The organism is Arenimonas metalli CF5-1, from assembly GCF_000747155.1.
GTDB lineage: Bacteria > Pseudomonadota > Gammaproteobacteria > Xanthomonadales > Xanthomonadaceae > Arenimonas > Arenimonas metalli.
The window spans coordinates 58,662-76,471 of the sequence record NZ_AVCK01000016.1 but is presented as its reverse complement, the minus strand read 5'-3'; the positions used below and the strand labels follow the sequence as shown (position 1 = coordinate 76,471).

The window sequence follows — 17,810 nt, the reverse complement described above, 5'->3', positions numbered from 1 at the left end:
CGGGATTTTCACACACTGCGGGTGGCTTCGGCCGGCGGGATACGGGCCGCGCGCCAGGCCGGTCCCAGGGCCGCCAGCAGGCCCAGCGCCCAGAGCGCGACCACGCCGGCGGGCAGGATCGCCAGCGGCAGCCGCGGCACTTCCAGCGCGTCCACCAGCAGCTGGTTCAGCGCCAGCGCCAGGCCGAGGCCAATGGCGATGCCGAAGCTGGTGACCATGAAGTTCTCGACCAGGAAGTAGCGCAGGATGTCGCGCTGGCGGGCGCCGATCGCGCGCCGCACGCCGATCTGCTTGCGGCGCTGGTTCACCCACAGCGAGGCCATGCCGACGATGCCCGAGGCGGTCACCAGCACCAGCAGGCCCATCACCGCCACCAGCATCCAGGCCAGCGAGCGGTCGGCGCGGTAGCGGTTGGCGCGGGCCTCCTGCAGGCTGGTGCTGGCGATCAGCACGCGGTCGTCGCGGGCTGCCACGAGCGCGTCCTCGACCTCCCGCATCACCCGGTCAAGCTGCCCCGGCTCGGCGCGGACGATGTACTGCGCGCCCGGGAAGAGCTGGCGCATCGGCACGATGATGGATCGCTCGCCGCTTTCCCCGAGCTGTGCCCAAGGCGACTGCAGGCGCTCGACCACGCCCACCACCTCCATCGGCGACTCACCCAGCAGCAGGGTGCGGCCGACGAAGGCGGATTCGCCCGGGAAAACGTGGCGCGCCAGCGCCGTCGTCAGGATCACGTGCCTGGGCTCGACGTTGGCGATCGAGGGCTCGATCACCTGCACCTCGTCCGGCGTGAAGTAGCGGCCTTCGACCAGCTGCAGGCCCAGCGCCTCCACCAGGTCTTCGGAGCTGAAGTAGAACGCGACGTTGGTGCTCTCGTTCGGCGGCACGTCGGCATTGGCGCGCACGCCCAGGCTCCAGCCCGACTGCGCCAGCGGCATCATGTTGGCGGTGGCCACGGCGCGCACGCCGGGCATGGCGCCCACCAACGCCAGGTCGGCGTCGAGCATGGCCGGCACGTCGATGCCTTCCCGGAAACCGTAGAGGCGGATGTAGAAGGTGTTGTCCTCGTCGGCACCGGTGGGTCGGGCCGAGATCGCCAGGCGATCCTGCACGATGTAGGCGGCGTTGCCCAGGATGGCCAGGGTCAGCGCCACCTGCGCGGCGATCAGCAGCGCGCCGGTCTTGGAGCGCAGCAGGGCGGAAAGAATCGGGCGGATTTCCATGGCGGGCCTCACTGGGTCTTGAGCTGGATGGCGGGGACGACCTGGCAGGCACGCCAGGTCGGCAGCAGGCCGGCGAGGATCGCCGCGAGCACGGCGACGGCGACGGTGGCCGTTAGCATGACCGGGCTCATGTGGGCCACGGCCGCCACTTCGTCCGACTGTCGCGCAAGCAGCGCCAGGCCGCCGAAGGTCAGGCCGAGGCCGACCAGGCCGCCGGCCGCGCCGACCACGCCGGCCTGCACCAGGTATTGCTGGAACACCTGGCGCCGGGTGGCGCCCAGCGCGCGGCGCACGCCGATCTCGCCGGCGTGGCTGGTGAACTTGGCCAGCAGCAGCCCCACCGTGTTCACGACGCACACCAGCAGGAAGCCGAGGGAGAGCAGGGCCTGCAGCTTGGTGTCGTCGCCCAGCACTTCCTGGTCGACCATCCACTCCCGCACGTCCAGCAGGCGCGAACGCTCGCCCACCGGTAGCCGGCCCAGCGCCTTCTGGCCATCGATGTAGGCGCCCAGTCGCTCGCGGTAGGGGGCGCGTTCGCCGGCATCGGCCAGCTCCACCCAGTACTGCATGAACACGCACTCGGAGTTGACCAGGCCGGTGTAGCCGGGCTCCGGGCCGTCGCCGCTGCAGTTGATGTTGCCGTTGGGGTCGGACTCGTTGGCCATCGCGTTGGCCAGCGGGATGAAGACCTCGCTGGTCTCGCTGAAACGGTTGGGCCCGCCGATCAGCCAGTAGTACTTCGGCATCGGCTGCCAAGGCGCCAGCACGCCGGTGATCACGTACTCGCGGTCGAAGAGGCGCAGGCGCCGGCCGCTGGGGTCCTCGTCGCCGAACAGGCGCTGGGCGAATTCGGCCGACAGCACCGCCTCGTTGCCGCCGCGCGCGTCGGACTCGGCGCTCCAGGGGCCGCCGTGGCGGAACGGTACTTCGAACATCGGGAAGAAATCGGCGCCGACCGCCATGCCATTGATCAGCATGTTGCCCGCGTCGCCCTCGGGTTCGACGACGCCGCCGATCGCATACATCGCGGTGCGGCGAACGCCGTCCCCTGCGGCGAGCAGCTCGCGCGCGTCGATCCAGCTCAGGTGGGCGGTCGGCGGCTCGCCTTCCGGCGTCTCGGCCGGCTGGTTGTCCACCTGCACCACGAACAGCCGGTCGGACTTGGACGGGATCGGATCGCCCGACATCGCCCGCAGCACGGTCAGCGTGGACATGCTGGTGGCGACGCCGACCGCCAGGGTCAGCACCATCAGCGCGGTGAGGATGGGGTTGCGGCGCAGGCTGCGCAGGCCCAGCTTGAAGTAGTAGGCGAACATGGCGGGCTCCGGCTCAGGACGCGGCGGCGGCGGGCACGGCCACCGGGCGCGCCGGCAGCGACGGGTGCACCAGGTCGCTGACCTGGCCATCGACGATGTGCACGTTGCGGGCCGCGCGGGCCGCCAGCTCCGGGTCGTGGGTGACCATCACGATGGTGGTGCCCTCGGCGTTGATCTGCTCGAGCAGCTCCATCACGCCGCGCGCCATCTGGGTGTCGAGGTTGCCGGTGGGCTCGTCGGCCAGCAGCAGGCGCGGCGAGCCGGCCAGCGCGCGCGCGATCGCCACGCGCTGCTGCTGGCCGCCGGAGAGCTCGGCCGGGTAGTGCTTGGCGCGCGAGCCCAGGCCGACCTTGCCCAGCGCATCGTCGATGCGGCGCTTGCGCTCGGCGGCGTTGAGGCCGCGGTAGCGCAGCGGCACGTCCACGTTGTCGAACAGGTTCAGGTCCGGGATCAGGTTGAAGCCCTGGAAGATGAAGCCGATCTTCTCGTTGCGCAGGCGCGAGCGCTGGTCGTCGGACAGGCCGCGCACTTCGACGCCGTCGAGCAGGTAGGTGCCCTCGGTGAACTCCTCCAGCAGGCCGGCGATATTGAGGAAGGTGGTCTTGCCCGAGCCCGAGGGGCCGGTGACGGCCACGAACTCGCCTTCGCGCACGTGGATGTCGAAGCCGCGCAGGGCGTGCGTCTCGATCATGTGGGTGCGGTAGACCTTGGAGAGATGGTTCATCCGGAGCATGGCGGTGTCCTTGGCGGCGAAAGGGAAGGGGATCAGTCGTTGAGCTGGACGCGTTCGGCGTCGTCGAAGGTGTCGGTGCCGGCGATCACCACCGACTCGCCCACGGCCAGGCCTTCGAGCACCTCCACGTGGGTCACGCTGGCGGTGCCGAGGCGGATCGGCCGGCGCACGGCGACGCCGTCCTCGACCACCCAGGCGGTGCGGCCGCCCTGGGCTTCGATGAAGGGGCCGCGCGGCAGCATCAGGGTGTCGGCGCGCTCGTCGATCAGGATGCGGGCGTTGACGCGCTGGTTCTGGCGCAGGCCGGCGGGCTGCTCGCCCTCGAAGGCGACGCGGACGCGGACGCGGCTGGCGACCACTTCCGGCGAGATCGCGCTGATCTTGCCCGGCGCCTGCACGCTGCCGATACGAACGTCGGCGCTCATGCCGATGCCCAGGTCGTCGGCGTAGGTTTCAGGCGCTTCCAGCTCGACTTCCAGGCGGGAAAGATCGACCACGGTGACCAGCGGCGCATTGGCCACCACCACCGCGCGGTCGGTCACCGACACGGTGCCGACGATGCCGTCCACCGGCGCGCGGATCTGCAGGTCCTCGACCCGGCGCTGCAGGTCGGCCACCACGAGCGACTGGCGCTCCAGCGCGCGTTCGCGGGTGGTGAGGTCGAAGGCGGTGGACTGCTGGGCCAGGCCGTTGTCGGACCGGGCGTGGCTGAGCCGGATCTCGGCCGAGCGCACGGCGTCGCGCGCCGCCAGCAGGTCCACTTCGGACACCACGCCCAGGCCGTGGCCGCGCTCGGCGCGCTGCAGCTCGCGCTGGGCGGTGGTCAGGGCCAGCTCGGCCTCGTCAGTGGTGCGGCGGGTCAGCAGGCTGGCCTGGCGGGCGGTGATGCGCTGGCGGCCGACCTCGGCCTCCAGGCTGGCCAGGGTGGACTGCTCGCGCGCGAGTTCGTTGGTCAGTTCGGGAGAATCGATCTTCGCCAGCACGTCGCCGCGCTTCACGGTCGCGCCGGCCTGGGCAGTGAGCGTGATGGTGCCGCCCACCGGCGCGTACAGCGTCGGGCTGACCGCGGCCACCACCCGCCCTTCGACCGCGACGTCGCGGACGAAGGTGCCCTGGGTGACGTCGGCGATGCGCACGCGCGCGGCCGACACCGAGCGGTCGCTGGAGGACCAGCCCATCACCAGCAGCACCAGGGCAACGACCGCGGCCGCGCCGATGGCGGCCTTGGCCAGCAGGCCGCGGCGGCGGTGGCCAGAGGGCGGGGTGACGGCGCGGTCCTGGGCGGAAGTGTCGCGGATCATGTCGGGTTCCATGGCAAGGTCGGGGGAAAGAAATGCACGAGCCGTGCCAAGCCCCAAGTGCTTGATTGGAAAGCCTGTCCGGGCCGGCGAACGGCGTCCGCGGCCGTCCGTCCGGCGTCCGCACCGAGAAAGTTCGGACATTGGCCGCAGGTACAGCAGGCGTGGTCGCGGCATCCGGTAAACTGACGGCTTTATTCCACCGGAATCAGTCTCCATGTGCGGAATCGTAGGCATCAGCGCCCAGCGCAACATCGTTAAGCACCTGATCGACGGGCTGGCGGCGCTGGAGTACCGCGGCTACGACTCGGCCGGCGTCGCCCTGCTCGGCCCTGACGGCATCGTCCGTTTGCGTGCCAAGGGCAAGGTCCGCGACCTCGCCGCGCTGCAGCTTGAAACCGGCCTCGACGGCCACTGCGGCATCGCCCACACCCGCTGGGCCACCCACGGCGTGCCGAGCGAGGGCAACGCCCACCCGCACGTGTCCGGCCAGGTCAGCGTGGTGCACAACGGCATCATCGAGAACCACGCCGCGCTGCGTGCCGAGCTGCAGGCGCAAGGCTACGAGTTCAGTTCGCAGACCGACACCGAAGTGATCGCGCACATGGTCGAGCGCGCCCAGCGCGCCGGCCGCACGCTGCTGCAGGCGGTGCAGGAGGTCGTGCCGCAGCTGCACGGCGCCTACGCCATCGTGGTGGTGTCGGCGCGCGAGCCGGGCACCCTGGTCGGCGCGCGCCTCGGTTCGCCGCTGGTGGTGGGCCTGGGCGAGGGCGAGCAGTACTTCGGCTCCGACGTGCACGCGCTGCTGCCGCTGACCCGCCGCTTCCTGTACCTCGAGGAAGGCGACGTCGCCGAACTCTCCACCGCCGGCGTGCAGGTGTACACGCTGGCCGGCGAGAAGGTGCAGCGCGAGGTCAAGGAATCGCAGTTCAACGCCGACGCCGTGCAGCGCGGTGACTACGCGCACTACATGCTCAAGGAGATCCACGAGCAGTCGCAGGCCGTGGCCGACACGCTCGAAGGCCGCATCGCCGGCGGCAAGGTGCTCACCCAGATCTTCGGCGTCGAGGCCGAGCAGCTGCTGGCCGCGACCCAGGCCGTGCACATCATCGCCTGCGGCACCAGTTACCACGCCGGCCTGGTGGCGCGTTACTGGATCGAACAGCTGGCCGGCGTGCCGTGCACGACCGAGATCGCCAGCGAATACCGCTACCGCGACCCGGTGGTGCGCGAGGGCACGCTGTTCCTCACCATTTCCCAGTCGGGCGAAACCGCCGACACCCTGGCCGCGCTCAAGCTCGCCAAGCAGATGCCCTACCTGGCGCAGCTGGCGGTGTGCAACGTGCCCGAGTCCTCGATCGTGCGCGAGTCGTCGCTGGTGCTGATGACCCGCGCCGGCCCCGAGATCGGCGTCGCCTCGACCAAGGCCTTCACCACCCAGCTGGTGGCGCTGGCCCTGTTCGCGCTGGCGCTGGGTCGCGTGAAGGGCCTGGACGACGCGCGCTATGCCGACGGCGTGCGCCAGCTCGAGCAGCTGCCCGGCCTGATCGTCGAGACGCTCAAGCTCGACGCCGAGATCAAGACCCTGGCCGAGCGCTTCACCGACAAGCACCACGCGCTGTTCCTCGGCCGCGGCACGCACTGGCCGGTGGCGATGGAGGGCGCGCTCAAGCTCAAGGAAATCAGCTACATCCACGCCGAGGCCTACGCCGCCGGCGAGCTCAAGCACGGCCCGCTGGCGCTGGTGGACGAGGACATGCCGGTGATCGCGGTGGCGCCCAACGACCGCCTGATCGACAAGCTCAAGTCCAACCTCGAGGAAGTGCGCGCGCGCGGCGGCCAGCTCTACGCCTTCGTGGACGAGACCGTGGCCCACGGCCTCGATGCCGCCCACGTGGTGATCCTGCCGGCCGCCGGCGAGATCGCCGCGCCGGTGATCTCCACCCTGCCGCTGCAGCTGCTGAGCTACCACGTGGCCGTGCTGCGCGGCACCGACGTGGACCAGCCCCGCAACCTCGCCAAGTCCGTGACGGTGGAGTAAGCCGATGCGCGTCTGTGTCTACGCCGCCTCCAGCGCCCAGGTGGCGCCCGAATACCACGCCGCCGCGCGCCGGCTCGGCGAAACCCTCGCGGCCAACGGCTGCAGCGTCGTCTACGGCGGCGGCTCGCAAGGCCTGATGGGGGCGCTGGCCGACGGTGCGCTGTCGAAGGGCGGCGAGGTGATCGGCATCCTGCCGCGTTTCATGGCCGACCTGGAGTGGGGCCACCCGGGCCTGACGCAGCTCGAGCTGGTCGAAGACATGCGCGAGCGCAAGCACAAGCTGCTCACCGGCTCGGACGCCGTGGTGGCGCTGCCCGGTGGTTGCGGCACGCTCGAGGAACTGTTCGAGGCGATCACGCTCAAGCGGCTGGGCATCTATTTCAGCCCCATCCTGCTGCTGAACACGAACGGGTTCTATGCGCCGCTGCAGGCCTTCATGCAGCAGGTGATCGAGCAGAAGTTCATGAACCCGGAGCACCACGCGATGTGGTCGCTGGTGGACCGCGTCGAGGACGTGCTGCCGACGATCGCCGCCACGCCGAAGTGGCGCGAGGATGCGCGGGAATACGCGGTTGTCCGCTAAGCCCGCGTTGCGTCATGGCGGCGCCCGATGAAGAAACCCGGCAAGACCCCGGAGCCACCGCGCACGCTGGGTGAGGACGACAAGGTCGGCATCCGCGGCGCGCTCGAGGCGCTGCGCCAGTCGCCCGGCTTCAAGCCGCGCGGCGCCCAGAACGCGATGATCGCGATCGCCGCGCGCGCGCTGGGCGCGAGCGGCGGCGGCGCGGTGATCGAGGCGCCCACGGGCGTCGGCAAGAGCCTGGCCTACCTCACGGCCGCGGTGCCGATCGCACTCGCGCACAAGCGCCCGCTGGTGATCGCGACCGCCACGGTGAGCCTGCAGGAACAGCTCGTGCAGCGCGATATCCCGCGCTTCCTCGCCGACACCGGCCTGGCGGCCGCGGTCGCGATCGCGAAGGGCCGCCAGCGCTACGCCTGCCTGCGCAACCTCGCCGAGGCTGCGGGCGGCGACACCGGTGAGTCGCTGTTCGATTTCGATCCGGCGTATTCGCGCACGCCGAGCGCCGAGGAAGCCAAGATCATCGGCACCCTGTCCGGCGAGTTCCAGGACGGGAAGTGGAGCGGCGACCTCGACATCGCGCCCGTGCCGATCCCTGACGGCCTGCGCGGCCGCATCACCACTTCGGCCGGCGCGTGTACGCGCGCGCGGTGCGCCTTCGCCGAGGCCTGCCCTTACCTGAAAGCGCGCGCCGCGCTGAAGGCCGCCGACATCGTCGTCGCCAACCACGACCTGGTGCTGGCCGCGCTGGGCCTGCCCGACGGCGAGGAGGGCGACAACCCGATCCTGCCGATGCCGTCGAAGGCGCTGTTCGTGTTCGACGAAGGCCACCACCTGCCGGCGAAGGCCATCGACGCCGACGCCGCGCAGCTGCATTTGCCGACCGGCATCGAAGCGCTCGAGCGCGGCCGCGGCCCGCTGTCGGTGGCCTTCGTGCGCAGCGGCAAGGACACCATCGCCGGGCTGGCCCCGACCGAGGTGCAGGAGCTGGTGACGCAGGCGCGCGACGGCCTGCGCGACTTCCAGGACAAGCTGGCGCTGGCGTGGACGCCCGACCCGATGGAGGCGCAGCCCACCTGGCGCGCGCCGATGGGCCAGCTGCCGGAGGACTGGCGCGCCGACGCGCAGGAGCTCGACCGCCTGTTCGGCAAGCTCAGCCGCTTCGCCGACGCGCTGGTGTCCGCGCTGCCCAAGGAAGACGGCGGCAAGGCCGAGCCCGACGACCAGCTGGTGCGCAACCTGGGCCGCCTGGTCGAACGCCTGCAGGACGCCGCCGCGCTGTGGCAGCGCTGGGCGCGCGAGGACGCCGCGGGCTGGGCGCCGATGGCGCGCTGGATCACCGTCGCGAAGGACCGCAGCCTGGTTTGCCATGCCGCGCCCGTCTCGGCCGCCGGCATCCTGCGCGGGCTGGTCTGGAGCCGCGTGGATTCGGTGGTGGTCACGTCGGCGACGCTGGCGAACGGCGGCGACTTCCGCCACTTCTGCGAAGAAGCCGCGATCCCGCGCGAGTGGGAGCTGGCCAGCCTGCCCAGCCCCTTCGACCTCGCCGAGTGCGCGGTGCTGTCGGTGCCGGCGATGAAAACCTTGCCCGACGACGCCGCGAAGCACACCGACGAGGTGGCGCGCTGGATCGAGGACGAGCTCGACTGGGACGCCGGCAACCTGGTGCTGTTCACCTCGTGGAAGCAGATGGAGCGCGTGGTCGCGCTGCTGTCGCCGGCGCGCGCGATCCGCACCCTGGTGCAGGGCTCGCGATCGCGCACCGAGCTGCTGGACCTGCATGCGCGCAAGATCCGCGAGGGCAAGGGCAGCACGCTGTTCGGGCTCGCTTCGTTCGGCGAGGGCCTGGACCTCGCGGGCGAGCTCGCCACCACGGTGGTGATCACCAAGCTGCCGTTCGCGATGCCGTCCGACCCGGTGGGCGCCACCAAGGCCGAGTGGTACGAATCGCGCGGCCGTTCGGCCTTCTTCGAAGTCGCGCTGCCCGAGGCTCAGCGCACGCTGACCCAGTACATGGGCCGCCTGATCCGCACCGAGCAGGACCGCGGCCGCATCGTGCTGCTCGATCGCCGCGTGGTGGTGAAGCGCTACGGGCGCACGCTGCTCGACAGCCTGCCGCCGTACCGCCGGATGATCGCCGGCGCCTGACGCGTTACCGCGGCGGGCTCAGTCCGCGCCGCCGTCGCCGCCCATCGCCACCGGATCGTCGAAGCCGAAATCCGGCTCCGGCATCGCGCCGTCGCCGTCATCGCTGTGGGTGGTGGTCACCGGGCCGGCGGCGGGCATGCGCTTGTTCTTGGGCAGCGGCAGCTTGGCGACTTCCTCGCCCGCGGCCAGCACCAGCTCGCTGCGGCGTTCGTCCGGGATTTCCTGCCAGTGGCAGCCCAGGATCGCGCCTTCCAGCGCGTACAGCAGGTTGAGGCTGGGCTTGAAGCCCGCGCGCTTCACCCGGACGTAGGCGGCGAGGGCGCCGACGGCGACCAGGTCCTCCTGCGTGCGGATGCCGGTCTGCCGCAGCCACGCCGCGGATTTCGGTCCGATGTTGCGAAGCTTGGTGCCCGAGTTCATCCCGTCTCCTGGCGTGCCGGCTCAGGCCGGCGGCAGCGAATCGATGAAGGCCTGCGCGATCGCCTCGAGGCCCCGCTGGTCGTCTTCGTCGAAGCGGTCCAGGCGCGGGCTGTCGAGGTCGAACACGCCCACCAGCCGCTCGCCCTGGAAAAGCGGCACCACCAGCTCCGAGCGCGAGGCCGAGTCGCAGGGGATGTGGCCCGGGAAAGCGTCGACATCCGGCACGCGCTGCGTCTCGCGCGTGGCGGCGGCGGTGCCGCAGACGCCGCGGCCGATCGCGATGCGCACGCAGGCCGGATGGCCCTGGAAGGGACCGACCACCAGCTCGGTGCCGTCGAAGAAGTAGAAGCCGACCCAGTTCAGGTCGGGCAGCGCGTGGTAGACCAGCGCGGAGAGGTTGGCGGCATTGGCCGTGCGGTCGTGTTCGCCGTGCATCAGGCCGCGGGCCTGCTCCAAGAGCTGTGCGTACTGCTCGGGTTTGCTGCCTTCCAAGGTGCCGGTCTGGAACATCGCTGCCTCTCGCAAATAGGGCCAGTGTAGCAGCGGCCCCGCGTGAGTCTCGACCCGCCGCATGGCTGATAAAATCTCGGCATGGGCAACGACACTTCCATGGCTTCACGCGGCGTTTTCATCACCGGCACCGATACCGATGCCGGCAAGACCTTCGCCAGCGCGGCCTTCGTGCATGCGCTGCGGCGGGGCGGGGCGCGGGTGGTGGGCATGAAGCCGGTGGCCAGCGGCTGCGTGCCGACGCCGGGCGGCTGGCGTAATGCCGACGCGCTGGCCCTGCAGGCCGCCAGCGATCCGGTGCCCGAGTACGCACTGGTCAACCCGGTCGCCCTGCGCGACCCGACCGCGCCGCAGCTGGCGGCGCGGGCCGCCGGCGTCACCGTCACGCTGTCGCCGCTGCTCGAGGCCTACGCGGCGCTGGCCGCGATGGCCGACCGCGTGGTGGTCGAGGGCGTGGGCGGCTGGCTGGCCCCGCTGGCCGACGGCCTGGACCAGTCCGACCTGGTGAAGGCGCTCGACCTGCCCGTGATCCTCGTGGTCGGCCTGAAGCTGGGCTGCCTCAACCACGCCCGGCTCACGGCCCGGGCCATCGCCGCCGACGGCGGCCGCCTGGCCGGCTGGATCGGCAGCACCGTCGAGCCCGGCTTCCCGGACGCGTACGTGGACCTGGTCCGCGCGGCGCTGCCGGTGCCCTGCCTGGGCGTGCTGCCCCATGCGCCGGGGGCCGACCCGGCAATGATGGCCGGGCACTTGTCCGCCCCCTGAGACCGGGCTGCGGCGGCCTGGCGCCGGCCAGGCCCGGCATGGACCCGCGTTGGCCCTTGGCTGTCCCGCCCCTGAATCCGCCCTGTCCGCGGGACGCTGCGTCACTCGTCATTCGACCTTACTGCACTTGACAGTACAGGTTTCAAAAATAGAATGACCGTTCACTCTTTGGCGCCTTGGGTCTGCACTCTCCCGGATCCGGGGCGCCGCTTCTCCTTTTCGAGGCTTCCATGTCATCCCGCCCCCTTGCCCCGCTGTTCCTGGCGCTCGCCGCCGCCCTGGCCCTGAACGCCTGCGGCCAGGACGCCGCCCCGCCGCCGATGCCGGTTCCGGAAGTCGCGGTCGTCACCCTCAAGGCCGAGCCGGTGAGCCTGACCCGCGAGCTGGCGGGCCGCACCACGCCCTTCCTGGTCGCCGAAGTGCGCCCCCAGGCCACGGGCATCGTCGAGCGCCGCCTGTTCGACGAGGGCGGGCTGGTGAAGGCCGGTGACCCGCTCTACGCCATCGATGACGCCGCGTACCGCGCCAGCCGCGACAACGCCAGCGCCAACCTGGCCCGCGCCGAGGCCGCCGAGCTGTCGGCGCGCCTGGCCGCGAAGCGTTCGCTCGAGCTGGCGGGCGCGAAGCTGGTCAGCGCCCAGGACAACGAGCGCGCCCAGGCCGCCTGGGCCCAGGCCAAGGCCGACGTCGCCGCCGCCCGCGCCAACCTCGCCGCCAGCGACGTGACCCTGGGCTACGCCCGCATCGTCGCGCCGATCAGCGGCCGCATCGGCAAGTCCTCGGTGACCGCCGGCGCGCTGGTGACCGCGAACCAGGCCGCGCCGCTCGCCACCATCCAGCAGCTCGACCCGATCTACGTCGACCTCACCCAGTCGAGCAGCGAACTGCTGCAGCTGCGCCGTGAGATCGCCGAGGGCAAGCTCGAGCAGGCCGACGGCGTGCCGGTGAAGATCCTGCTGGAAGACGGCAGCACCTACGCCGAGGCCGGCCGCCTCGCCTTCACCGACGTCACCGTGGACCCGACCACCGGCAGCTACGCGCTGCGCGTGGTCGTGCCCAACCCCGACAACCTGCTGCTGCCGGGCATGTACGTGCGCGCGGCCGTGGACATGGGCCAGCGCCCGGACGGCGTGCTGGTGCCGCAGCAGGGCATCACCCGCGACCCGAAGGGCAACGCCATCGCGATGGTGGTGACGCCCGAAGGCGTGGTCGAGCAGCGCACCGTGCAGGCCAACCGCACCCTGGGCGACCAGTGGCTGGTGGATGGCGGCCTGTCGGCCGGCGACCGCGTGATCGTCGAGGGCCTGCAGAAGGTGCAGCCGGGTGCGAAGGCGAACGCCGTCGAGGCGGGCGCCACGCCGCCCGCCGGCGCCGACGCGCCGGCCACCGCCGCGACCAACTAAGAAGGCGGGACCGACACCATGGCAAGGTTCTTCATCGATCGCCCGATCTTCGCGTGGGTCATCGCGATCATCATCATGCTGGCCGGCCTGCTGGCCCTGACCCAGCTGCCGATCTCGCGCTACCCGACCATCGCGCCGCCGTCCGTCACCATCAACGCCAGCTACCCTGGCGCCTCGGCGCAGGCGGTCGAGAACTCGGTGACGCAAATCATCGAGCAGTCGATGACCGGCCTCGACGGCCTCGACTACATGTCGGCCACCAGCGACTCGAACGGCAGCGTCAGCGTCACGCTCACCTTCGAGACAGGCACCGACCCGGACATCGCCCAGGTGCAGGTGCAGAACAAGCTGCAGGGCGCCACCGCGCTGCTGCCGCAGATCGTGCAGCAGCAGGGCATCGGCGTGACCAAGGCCAGCTCGGGCTTCCTGCAGGTGCTGGGCTTCGTGTCCACCGACGGCAGCATGGACCGCGGCGACATTTCCGATTACGTGGCGGCCAACATCGTCGACCCGCTCAGCCGCGTGCCGGGCGTGGGCAGCGTGCAGGTGTTCGGCGGCAAGTACGCGATGCGCATCTGGCTCGACCCGGGCAAGCTCAACACCTACAAGATGGCGCCGGCCGACGTGATCGCCGCCATCCGCGCGCAGAACGCGCAGGTGGCGGTGGGCCAGCTGGGCGGCACGCCGGCGATCGACGGCCAGCAGATCAACGCCACCATCACCGCGCAGGATCGGCTGCAGACGCCGGAGCAGTTCCGCGAAATCATCCTGCGCAGCGGCACCGATGGCTCGGTGCTCAAGCTCGGCGACGTGGCGCGGGTCGAGCTGGGTTCCGACAACTACTCGGTCATCAGCCGCTACAACGGCCAGCCGGCCTCGGGCGTGGCGGTGTCGCTGGCGACCAATGCCAATGCGCTCTCCACCGCCGACGGCATCGCCGAGTTGATGGACCAGATGCGGCCGGGCTTCCCGCCGGGCCTGAAAGTGGTCATCCCGTTCGACACCACGCCCTTCGTGCGGGTCTCAATCAATGAAGTGGTGAAGACGCTGATCGAGGCGGTGATCCTCGTCTTCCTGGTGATCTACCTGTTCCTGCAGAACTTCCGCGCCACCCTGATCCCGACGATCGCGGTGCCGGTGGTGCTGCTGGGCACGCTGGCGATCCTGCTGGCGCTCGGGTTCTCCATCAACATGCTGACCATGTTCGCGATGGTGCTGGCGATCGGCCTGCTGGTGGACGACGCCATCGTGGTGGTGGAGAACGTCGAGCGCGTGATGAGCGAGGAAGGTTTGTCGCCGCTCGAAGCCACGCGCAAATCCATGGACCAGATCACCGGCGCGCTGGTGGGCATCGGTATGGTGCTGGCGGCGGTGTTCATCCCGATGGCCTTCCTCACGGGCTCCACGGGCGTGATCTACCGCCAGTTCACCGCGACGATCGTGTCCGCGATGGGCCTGTCAGTGCTGGTGGCGATCATCCTGACGCCGGCGCTGTGCGCGACCATGCTCAAGCCGCTGAAGAAAGGCGAGCACCACGGCGAGAAGGGCTTCTTCGGTTGGTTCAACAAGAAGTTCGACGCCGGCAACCTGCGCTACCAGGGCTTCGTGGGCGGCATGATCCGCCGCGGCGGCCGGTTCCTGGCGCTGTACGGCCTGCTGGCGCTGGTGATGGTCTTCATCTACGCGCGGGTGCCGTCGTCCTTCCTTCCGGACGAGGACCAGGGCGTGCTGTTCACCATCGTGCAGACGCCGGTGGGCGCGACCCAGGAGCGCACGCAGAAGGTGATGGAGCAGGTCGAGCGCCATTACCTCGAGGGCGAGAAGGAGCACATCGAGTCCACCTTCTCGGTGCAGGGCTTCAGCTTCGCCGGCAGCGGGCAGAACAACGGCATGGTGTTCGTGAAGCTAAAGGACTGGGACGAGCGCACCAGCGAGGAGTCCAGCGTCAACGCGATCGTCGGCCGCGCCATGGGCGCGTTCGGGCAGATCAAGGACGCGATGGTGTTCGCGCTGGCGCCGCCGCCGGTGACCGAGCTGGGCACCACGGGCGGCTTCAACCTCTACCTCAAGGACAACGCCGGCAAGGGCCACGAGGCGCTGGTGGCGGCGCGCAACCAGATGCTGGGCGCGGCGGCGCAGAGCCCGCTGCTGGCCGGCGTGCGCCCGAACGGCCAGGAGGACACCCCGCAGTTCCGCCTCGACATCGACAACGCCAAGGCCGCGGCGCTGGGCGTGCCGATCGCCAACATCAACTCGACGCTGTCGGTGGCCTGGGGTGGCCAGTACATCGACGACTTCATCGACCGTGGCCGCGTCAAGCGCGTGTACGTGCAGTCGGATGCGCCGTACCGCATGGTGCCGGAGGACTTCAAGCTCTGGTACGTGCGCAACGAGGCCGGCGAGATGGTGCCGTTCTCCGCCTTCGCCAGCACGCACTGGGAATACGGCTCGCCGCGCCTGGAGCGCTACAACGGCGCCTCGGCGATCAACATCACCGGTACTCCGGCGCCGGGCGTGAGTTCGGGTGACGCCATGGCCGAGATGGAGCGCATCGCCGCCGGACTGCCCGAGGGCTTCGGCATCGAGTGGAGCGGCCAGAGCTACCAGGAGCGCGTGGCCAACGCGCAGACGCCGATGCTGTACGCGCTTTCGGTGCTGATCGTGTTCCTGTGCCTGGCGGCGCTCTACGAGAGCTGGTCGATCCCGACCTCGGTGCTGCTGGTGGTGCCGCTGGGCATCCTGGGCACGGTGCTGTTCACCGCGCTGCGCGGGCTCGAGCGTGACGTGTACTTCCAGGTGGGCATGCTGACCACGGTGGGCCTGTCGTCGAAGAACGCGGTGCTGATCATCGAGTTCGCCAAGGCCAACGTCGAGAAGGGCATGGAGCTGGTCGAGGCCACGCTGGCCGCGATCCGCGACCGCCTGCGGCCGATCCTGATGACCTCGATCGCCTTCGGCTTCGGCGTGCTGCCGTTGGCGCTGGCCACCGGCGCGGGATCCGGCGCGCAGCGCGCGATCGGCACCGGCGTGGTCGGCGGCATGCTGGCCGGTACCTTCCTCGGCATCTTCTTCATCCCGCTGTTCTTCGTGGCGGTGCGGCGGGTGTTCTACCGCAAGGCGAGCGCGTCGTGAGCCCGGCGCCGTCGCCCGAGAAGGTGAGCGCGCGCGCGGAAGCGCAGCGTGTGCGCATCCTCGATGCCGCGCGCGTGTGCTTCTCCGAGCGCGGCTTCCACGGCGCCAGCATCTCGGCCATCGCCGAAGTGGCGGGCATGAGCCAGGGCCTGATCTACCGCTACTTCACCAACAAGGCGGCGATCATCCGCGCCATCACCGACGAGCAGCGCGAGGAGCGGCGCGAGGCGCTGGCCGGCATCGCGACCTGCTCGGAGCTGGTGGAGAAGCTGCTGGAGAAGATCGACGCCTGGCGCGAGACCGGGCCGGGCATGACCTGCGAAGGCGGCTTCGACGCCGCGCTGTTCCTCGAGGTCTCGGCCGAGGCCACGCGCGACCCGGACATCGCCGCGGTCGTCACCGCGCAGGAGCCGCAGATCTGGGTGGATTTCGAAGCGCTGGTCCAGCGCAGCGCCGAAGCCGCCGGCAAGCCGCTGGACGCCGCGGCCCTGCGCCGCCGCACCGTGGTGATGCGTTGCCTCGTCGACGGCCTGATCCTCTGCTACGTCCGCGACCCCGCCCAGGACCGCGAGGTCCTGCGCCGCAGTCTCCAGGAAGCCGTCACCGCCCTCTGCCTTTAGAAAAAAAGGGGTCAGAGTAAATATTTGTTTGAATCGATGGCCGCGAGCGGCCGATTCAAACAAATATTTACTCTGACCCCTTTTTTTCGTCAGTGGCCGGCGTAGCGGCAGCCGGAGGTGCAGGTTTCGTGCACCACCACCAGCGAGAGCGCGGGCAGGGCCGGCTTCAGTTCATCCCAGATCCAGCGGGCGAGGTTCTCGCTGGTCGGGTTCTCGAGGCCCGGAATGTCGTTGAGGTAGTGGTGGTCGAGGCGGTCGTAGATCGGCGCAAACACCGCCTTGATGTCGCCGAAATCCATGATCCAGCCCGTGTGCGGATCGGGCGTGCCGCCCACGTGCAGCTCCACCGCGAACGAATGTCCGTGCAGCCGCGCGCACTTGTGCCCGGGCGGCACGTTCGGCAGCCGGTGCGCCGCCTCGATCCGAAACACCTTGAAGATATCCATGCCGCCATTCTAGGCCAGTACGCGACCCACAAATGAACCAGGTTCATTTGTCGGTGGAGAGCGCCAGGCCAGCCGGGGCGGCCGCGTCCGACAAATGAACCTGGTTCATTTGCTGGGCGGTGCTGTAGTCGAAGGCGACCAGTTCGCCGGTGGCGGAGAGGGTGAGGGTGAAGGCGACGAAGCGGGCATCGGCGTCGTTCCAGGTGCCGATGCCGCTGCCGTCGAAGCGGCGGCCGCCGCCCTGGACCCGGGTGGACTCCGCGGATCCCAGGGCGAAGGCGACCTGCTCGTCCGGCAGCACCTGGGTGAAGGCGTGGTTGACCGCGGCCTGCACGTTCCAGTGCGGCTCGGACGCCGGCGGCTCGCGGTGTTCGTCGGTGGCCGAGGGCTGCAGGCGGTAAGCCACCCGACGCAGCTCACCCGCGGCCGGGTCGAACCGCCCGGTCAGGCGAACCTGGGTTTCGGGCGCCCCGGGCGTGGCCAGTGCGCCGGTGGCGACGATGAAGACCGGCTCGCCCGGGCCTGCCTCGGTGCGCTCGAGGTCGTGCAGCACCCAGTCGCGACCGGCCACGCCGGGCACGTGGGCCTGCAGGGCGGCCTCGATGGCGACATGAAGGCGGGCGTCGGGGTTGTGCGCCGCCACCGCGGCGTCCGCAGGCTCGAGGGCCGTGGACGTGCCGACCGCCGGCCCGGGCTCCACGAGGCCGACCGACGCGCCAAGCGCCAGCAGGCCCAGCACCCGGCCGATCACAAGGCACCCCGGGCGCGCAGCTCCGCGGGCGGCACCGGGCCGGCCTCCACCCACGCGGGCGCGCGGCCGGGGCCGTCGCCGGCACCCAGCGATCGCCGGGCCTGCACGAGCTGTCCCACCACGCCCGCCACGGCCGGATCGGCGGCGGCCCAGGCCAGGTCGGCGTCATTCAACTCTTCGCGGATCAGCACGGTCATGTCGGGACTCCTCGCACGGGGGGATGGTGGAACCTGAGGAGACGGGAGCAGGAACCGTGCCAGCCACGCGGAATGCGCTCCGGGGCGGCGTCGGCGCATCGGGACGGCCCGCGACCCTGCGATTTGCCCGGCGGGCAGCGGCACGGCCTTCAAAATGCAAGGCCGGCCGCGGGCGTCTCGGTCCGCGAGACTTCCTCGCGGCAGTCTGTCGGCCCTGATCGGCTAGG

Annotated in this window: 16 protein-coding genes; 7 read left to right on the top strand and 9 right to left on the bottom strand. The window is 70.6% G+C overall.

Annotation, left to right across the window (positions count from 1 at the left end):
• Window positions 1-8: 8 nt before the first annotated feature.
• Genes N787_RS06955 through N787_RS06940 form a run of 4 tightly spaced genes read right to left on the bottom strand, consistent with a single transcriptional unit; the run spans window position 9 to window position 4,573 of the window.
• Window positions 9-1,223: an ABC transporter permease gene (locus tag N787_RS06955; protein WP_034212040.1), complete on the bottom strand. Its 1,215-nt coding sequence runs from the start codon at window positions 1,221-1,223 to the stop codon at window positions 9-11.
• Between the two features lie 8 nt (window positions 1,224-1,231).
• A complete protein-coding gene (locus tag N787_RS06950) occupies window positions 1,232-2,539 on the bottom strand; it encodes an ABC transporter permease (protein ID WP_034212038.1) in 1,308 nt (435 codons plus the stop codon).
• A 13-nt stretch (window positions 2,540-2,552) separates the two neighbouring features.
• Window positions 2,553-3,272 carry an ABC transporter ATP-binding protein gene (locus tag N787_RS06945; RefSeq protein ID WP_034212036.1) on the bottom strand — a complete coding sequence of 240 codons (720 nt, stop codon included), beginning with the start codon at window positions 3,270-3,272 and terminating at the stop codon, window positions 2,553-2,555.
• 32 nt (window positions 3,273-3,304) lie between these two features.
• Entirely contained in the window at window positions 3,305-4,573 is a 1,269-nt protein-coding gene (locus N787_RS06940; protein WP_034212096.1) for an efflux RND transporter periplasmic adaptor subunit, read from the bottom strand.
• A 214-nt stretch (window positions 4,574-4,787) separates the two neighbouring features.
• Here N787_RS06940 and glmS point away from each other — a divergent pair, with 214 nt between their 5' ends.
• The 3 genes from glmS to dinG are packed head-to-tail and all read left to right on the top strand — an operon-like array spanning window position 4,788 to window position 9,339.
• Window positions 4,788-6,611: a glutamine--fructose-6-phosphate transaminase (isomerizing) gene (glmS, locus tag N787_RS06935; RefSeq protein ID WP_034212034.1), complete on the top strand. Its 1,824-nt coding sequence runs from the start codon at window positions 4,788-4,790 to the stop codon at window positions 6,609-6,611.
• A gap of 4 nt (window positions 6,612-6,615) precedes the next feature.
• Complete coding sequence (locus tag N787_RS06930; protein WP_034212032.1) at window positions 6,616-7,194, top strand: LOG family protein; 579 nt, start codon at window positions 6,616-6,618, stop codon at window positions 7,192-7,194.
• Window positions 7,195-7,221: 27 nt separating this feature from the next.
• A complete protein-coding gene (gene dinG / locus N787_RS06925) occupies window positions 7,222-9,339 on the top strand; it encodes an ATP-dependent DNA helicase DinG (RefSeq protein WP_034212030.1) in 2,118 nt (705 codons plus the stop codon).
• An 18-nt stretch (window positions 9,340-9,357) separates the two neighbouring features.
• Here dinG and N787_RS06920 read toward each other — a convergent pair whose 3' ends face one another.
• Both N787_RS06920 and N787_RS06915 read right to left on the bottom strand, forming a co-directional pair.
• Complete coding sequence (locus N787_RS06920; protein WP_052575231.1) at window positions 9,358-9,759, bottom strand: TfoX/Sxy family protein; 402 nt, start codon at window positions 9,757-9,759, stop codon at window positions 9,358-9,360.
• 21 nt (window positions 9,760-9,780) lie between these two features.
• The gene (locus N787_RS06915; RefSeq protein WP_034212028.1) at window positions 9,781-10,269 is read right to left on the bottom strand and encodes a GAF domain-containing protein; all 489 of its coding nucleotides are present in this window, start codon (window positions 10,267-10,269) and stop codon (window positions 9,781-9,783) included.
• A gap of 99 nt (window positions 10,270-10,368) precedes the next feature.
• Between N787_RS06915 and bioD the strand changes: the two genes are divergently transcribed.
• The 4 genes from bioD to N787_RS06895 all read left to right on the top strand — a co-directional run bounded on the left by bioD (window position 10,369) and on the right by N787_RS06895 (window position 16,189).
• Entirely contained in the window at window positions 10,369-11,034 is a 666-nt protein-coding gene (gene bioD / locus N787_RS06910) for a dethiobiotin synthase (protein ID WP_034212093.1), read from the top strand.
• Between the two features lie 230 nt (window positions 11,035-11,264).
• The gene (locus N787_RS06905) at window positions 11,265-12,437 is read left to right on the top strand and encodes an efflux RND transporter periplasmic adaptor subunit (RefSeq protein WP_034212026.1); all 1,173 of its coding nucleotides are present in this window, start codon (window positions 11,265-11,267) and stop codon (window positions 12,435-12,437) included.
• A gap of 18 nt (window positions 12,438-12,455) precedes the next feature.
• A complete protein-coding gene (locus N787_RS06900) occupies window positions 12,456-15,569 on the top strand; it encodes an efflux RND transporter permease subunit (RefSeq protein ID WP_034212025.1) in 3,114 nt (1,037 codons plus the stop codon).
• Window positions 15,566-16,189, top strand: coding sequence for a TetR/AcrR family transcriptional regulator (locus N787_RS06895; protein WP_052575230.1), 624 nt, complete (start codon window positions 15,566-15,568; stop codon window positions 16,187-16,189). The genes N787_RS06900 and N787_RS06895 overlap by 4 nt, the downstream gene beginning before the upstream one ends.
• An 89-nt stretch (window positions 16,190-16,278) precedes the next feature.
• Here the strand turns inward: N787_RS06895 and queD are convergent, their stop codons facing one another.
• From queD to N787_RS06880, 3 genes are read right to left on the bottom strand one after another with little or no spacing between them, the layout of a single operon-like run.
• Window positions 16,279-16,635 carry a 6-carboxytetrahydropterin synthase QueD gene (gene queD, locus N787_RS06890; protein ID WP_034212023.1) on the bottom strand — a complete coding sequence of 119 codons (357 nt, stop codon included), beginning with the start codon at window positions 16,633-16,635 and terminating at the stop codon, window positions 16,279-16,281.
• 43 nt (window positions 16,636-16,678) lie between these two features.
• Window positions 16,679-17,386, bottom strand: coding sequence for a hypothetical protein (locus N787_RS06885; protein WP_156968942.1), 708 nt, complete (start codon window positions 17,384-17,386; stop codon window positions 16,679-16,681).
• Window positions 17,383-17,583, bottom strand: coding sequence for a hypothetical protein (locus N787_RS06880; RefSeq protein ID WP_034212019.1), 201 nt, complete (start codon window positions 17,581-17,583; stop codon window positions 17,383-17,385). Before N787_RS06880 ends, N787_RS06885 begins: the two co-directional genes overlap by 4 nt.
• Window positions 17,584-17,810 lie beyond the last annotated feature (227 nt).

Excerpts from the sequence above, each read along its gene's own strand:
- N787_RS06955 (WP_034212040.1), bottom strand. The coding sequence starts at position 1,223 with ATGGAAATCCGCCCGATTCTTTCCGCCCTGCTGCGCTCCAAGACCGGC.
- N787_RS06950 (WP_034212038.1), bottom strand. The coding sequence starts at position 2,539 with ATGTTCGCCTACTACTTCAAGCTGGGCCTGCGCAGCCTGCGCCGCAAC.
- N787_RS06945 (WP_034212036.1), bottom strand. The coding sequence starts at position 3,272 with ATGCTCCGGATGAACCATCTCTCCAAGGTCTACCGCACCCACATGATC.
- N787_RS06940 (WP_034212096.1), bottom strand. The coding sequence starts at position 4,573 with ATGATCCGCGACACTTCCGCCCAGGACCGCGCCGTCACCCCGCCCTCT.
- glmS (WP_034212034.1), top strand. The coding sequence starts at position 4,788 with ATGTGCGGAATCGTAGGCATCAGCGCCCAGCGCAACATCGTTAAGCAC.
- N787_RS06930 (WP_034212032.1), top strand. The coding sequence starts at position 6,616 with ATGCGCGTCTGTGTCTACGCCGCCTCCAGCGCCCAGGTGGCGCCCGAA.
- dinG (WP_034212030.1), top strand. The coding sequence starts at position 7,222 with ATGAAGAAACCCGGCAAGACCCCGGAGCCACCGCGCACGCTGGGTGAG.
- N787_RS06920 (WP_052575231.1), bottom strand. The coding sequence starts at position 9,759 with ATGAACTCGGGCACCAAGCTTCGCAACATCGGACCGAAATCCGCGGCG.
- N787_RS06915 (WP_034212028.1), bottom strand. The coding sequence starts at position 10,269 with ATGTTCCAGACCGGCACCTTGGAAGGCAGCAAACCCGAGCAGTACGCA.
- bioD (WP_034212093.1), top strand. The coding sequence starts at position 10,369 with ATGGCTTCACGCGGCGTTTTCATCACCGGCACCGATACCGATGCCGGC.
- N787_RS06905 (WP_034212026.1), top strand. The coding sequence starts at position 11,265 with ATGTCATCCCGCCCCCTTGCCCCGCTGTTCCTGGCGCTCGCCGCCGCC.
- N787_RS06900 (WP_034212025.1), top strand. The coding sequence starts at position 12,456 with ATGGCAAGGTTCTTCATCGATCGCCCGATCTTCGCGTGGGTCATCGCG.
- queD (WP_034212023.1), bottom strand. The coding sequence starts at position 16,635 with ATGGATATCTTCAAGGTGTTTCGGATCGAGGCGGCGCACCGGCTGCCG.
- N787_RS06880 (WP_034212019.1), bottom strand. The coding sequence starts at position 17,583 with ATGACCGTGCTGATCCGCGAAGAGTTGAATGACGCCGACCTGGCCTGG.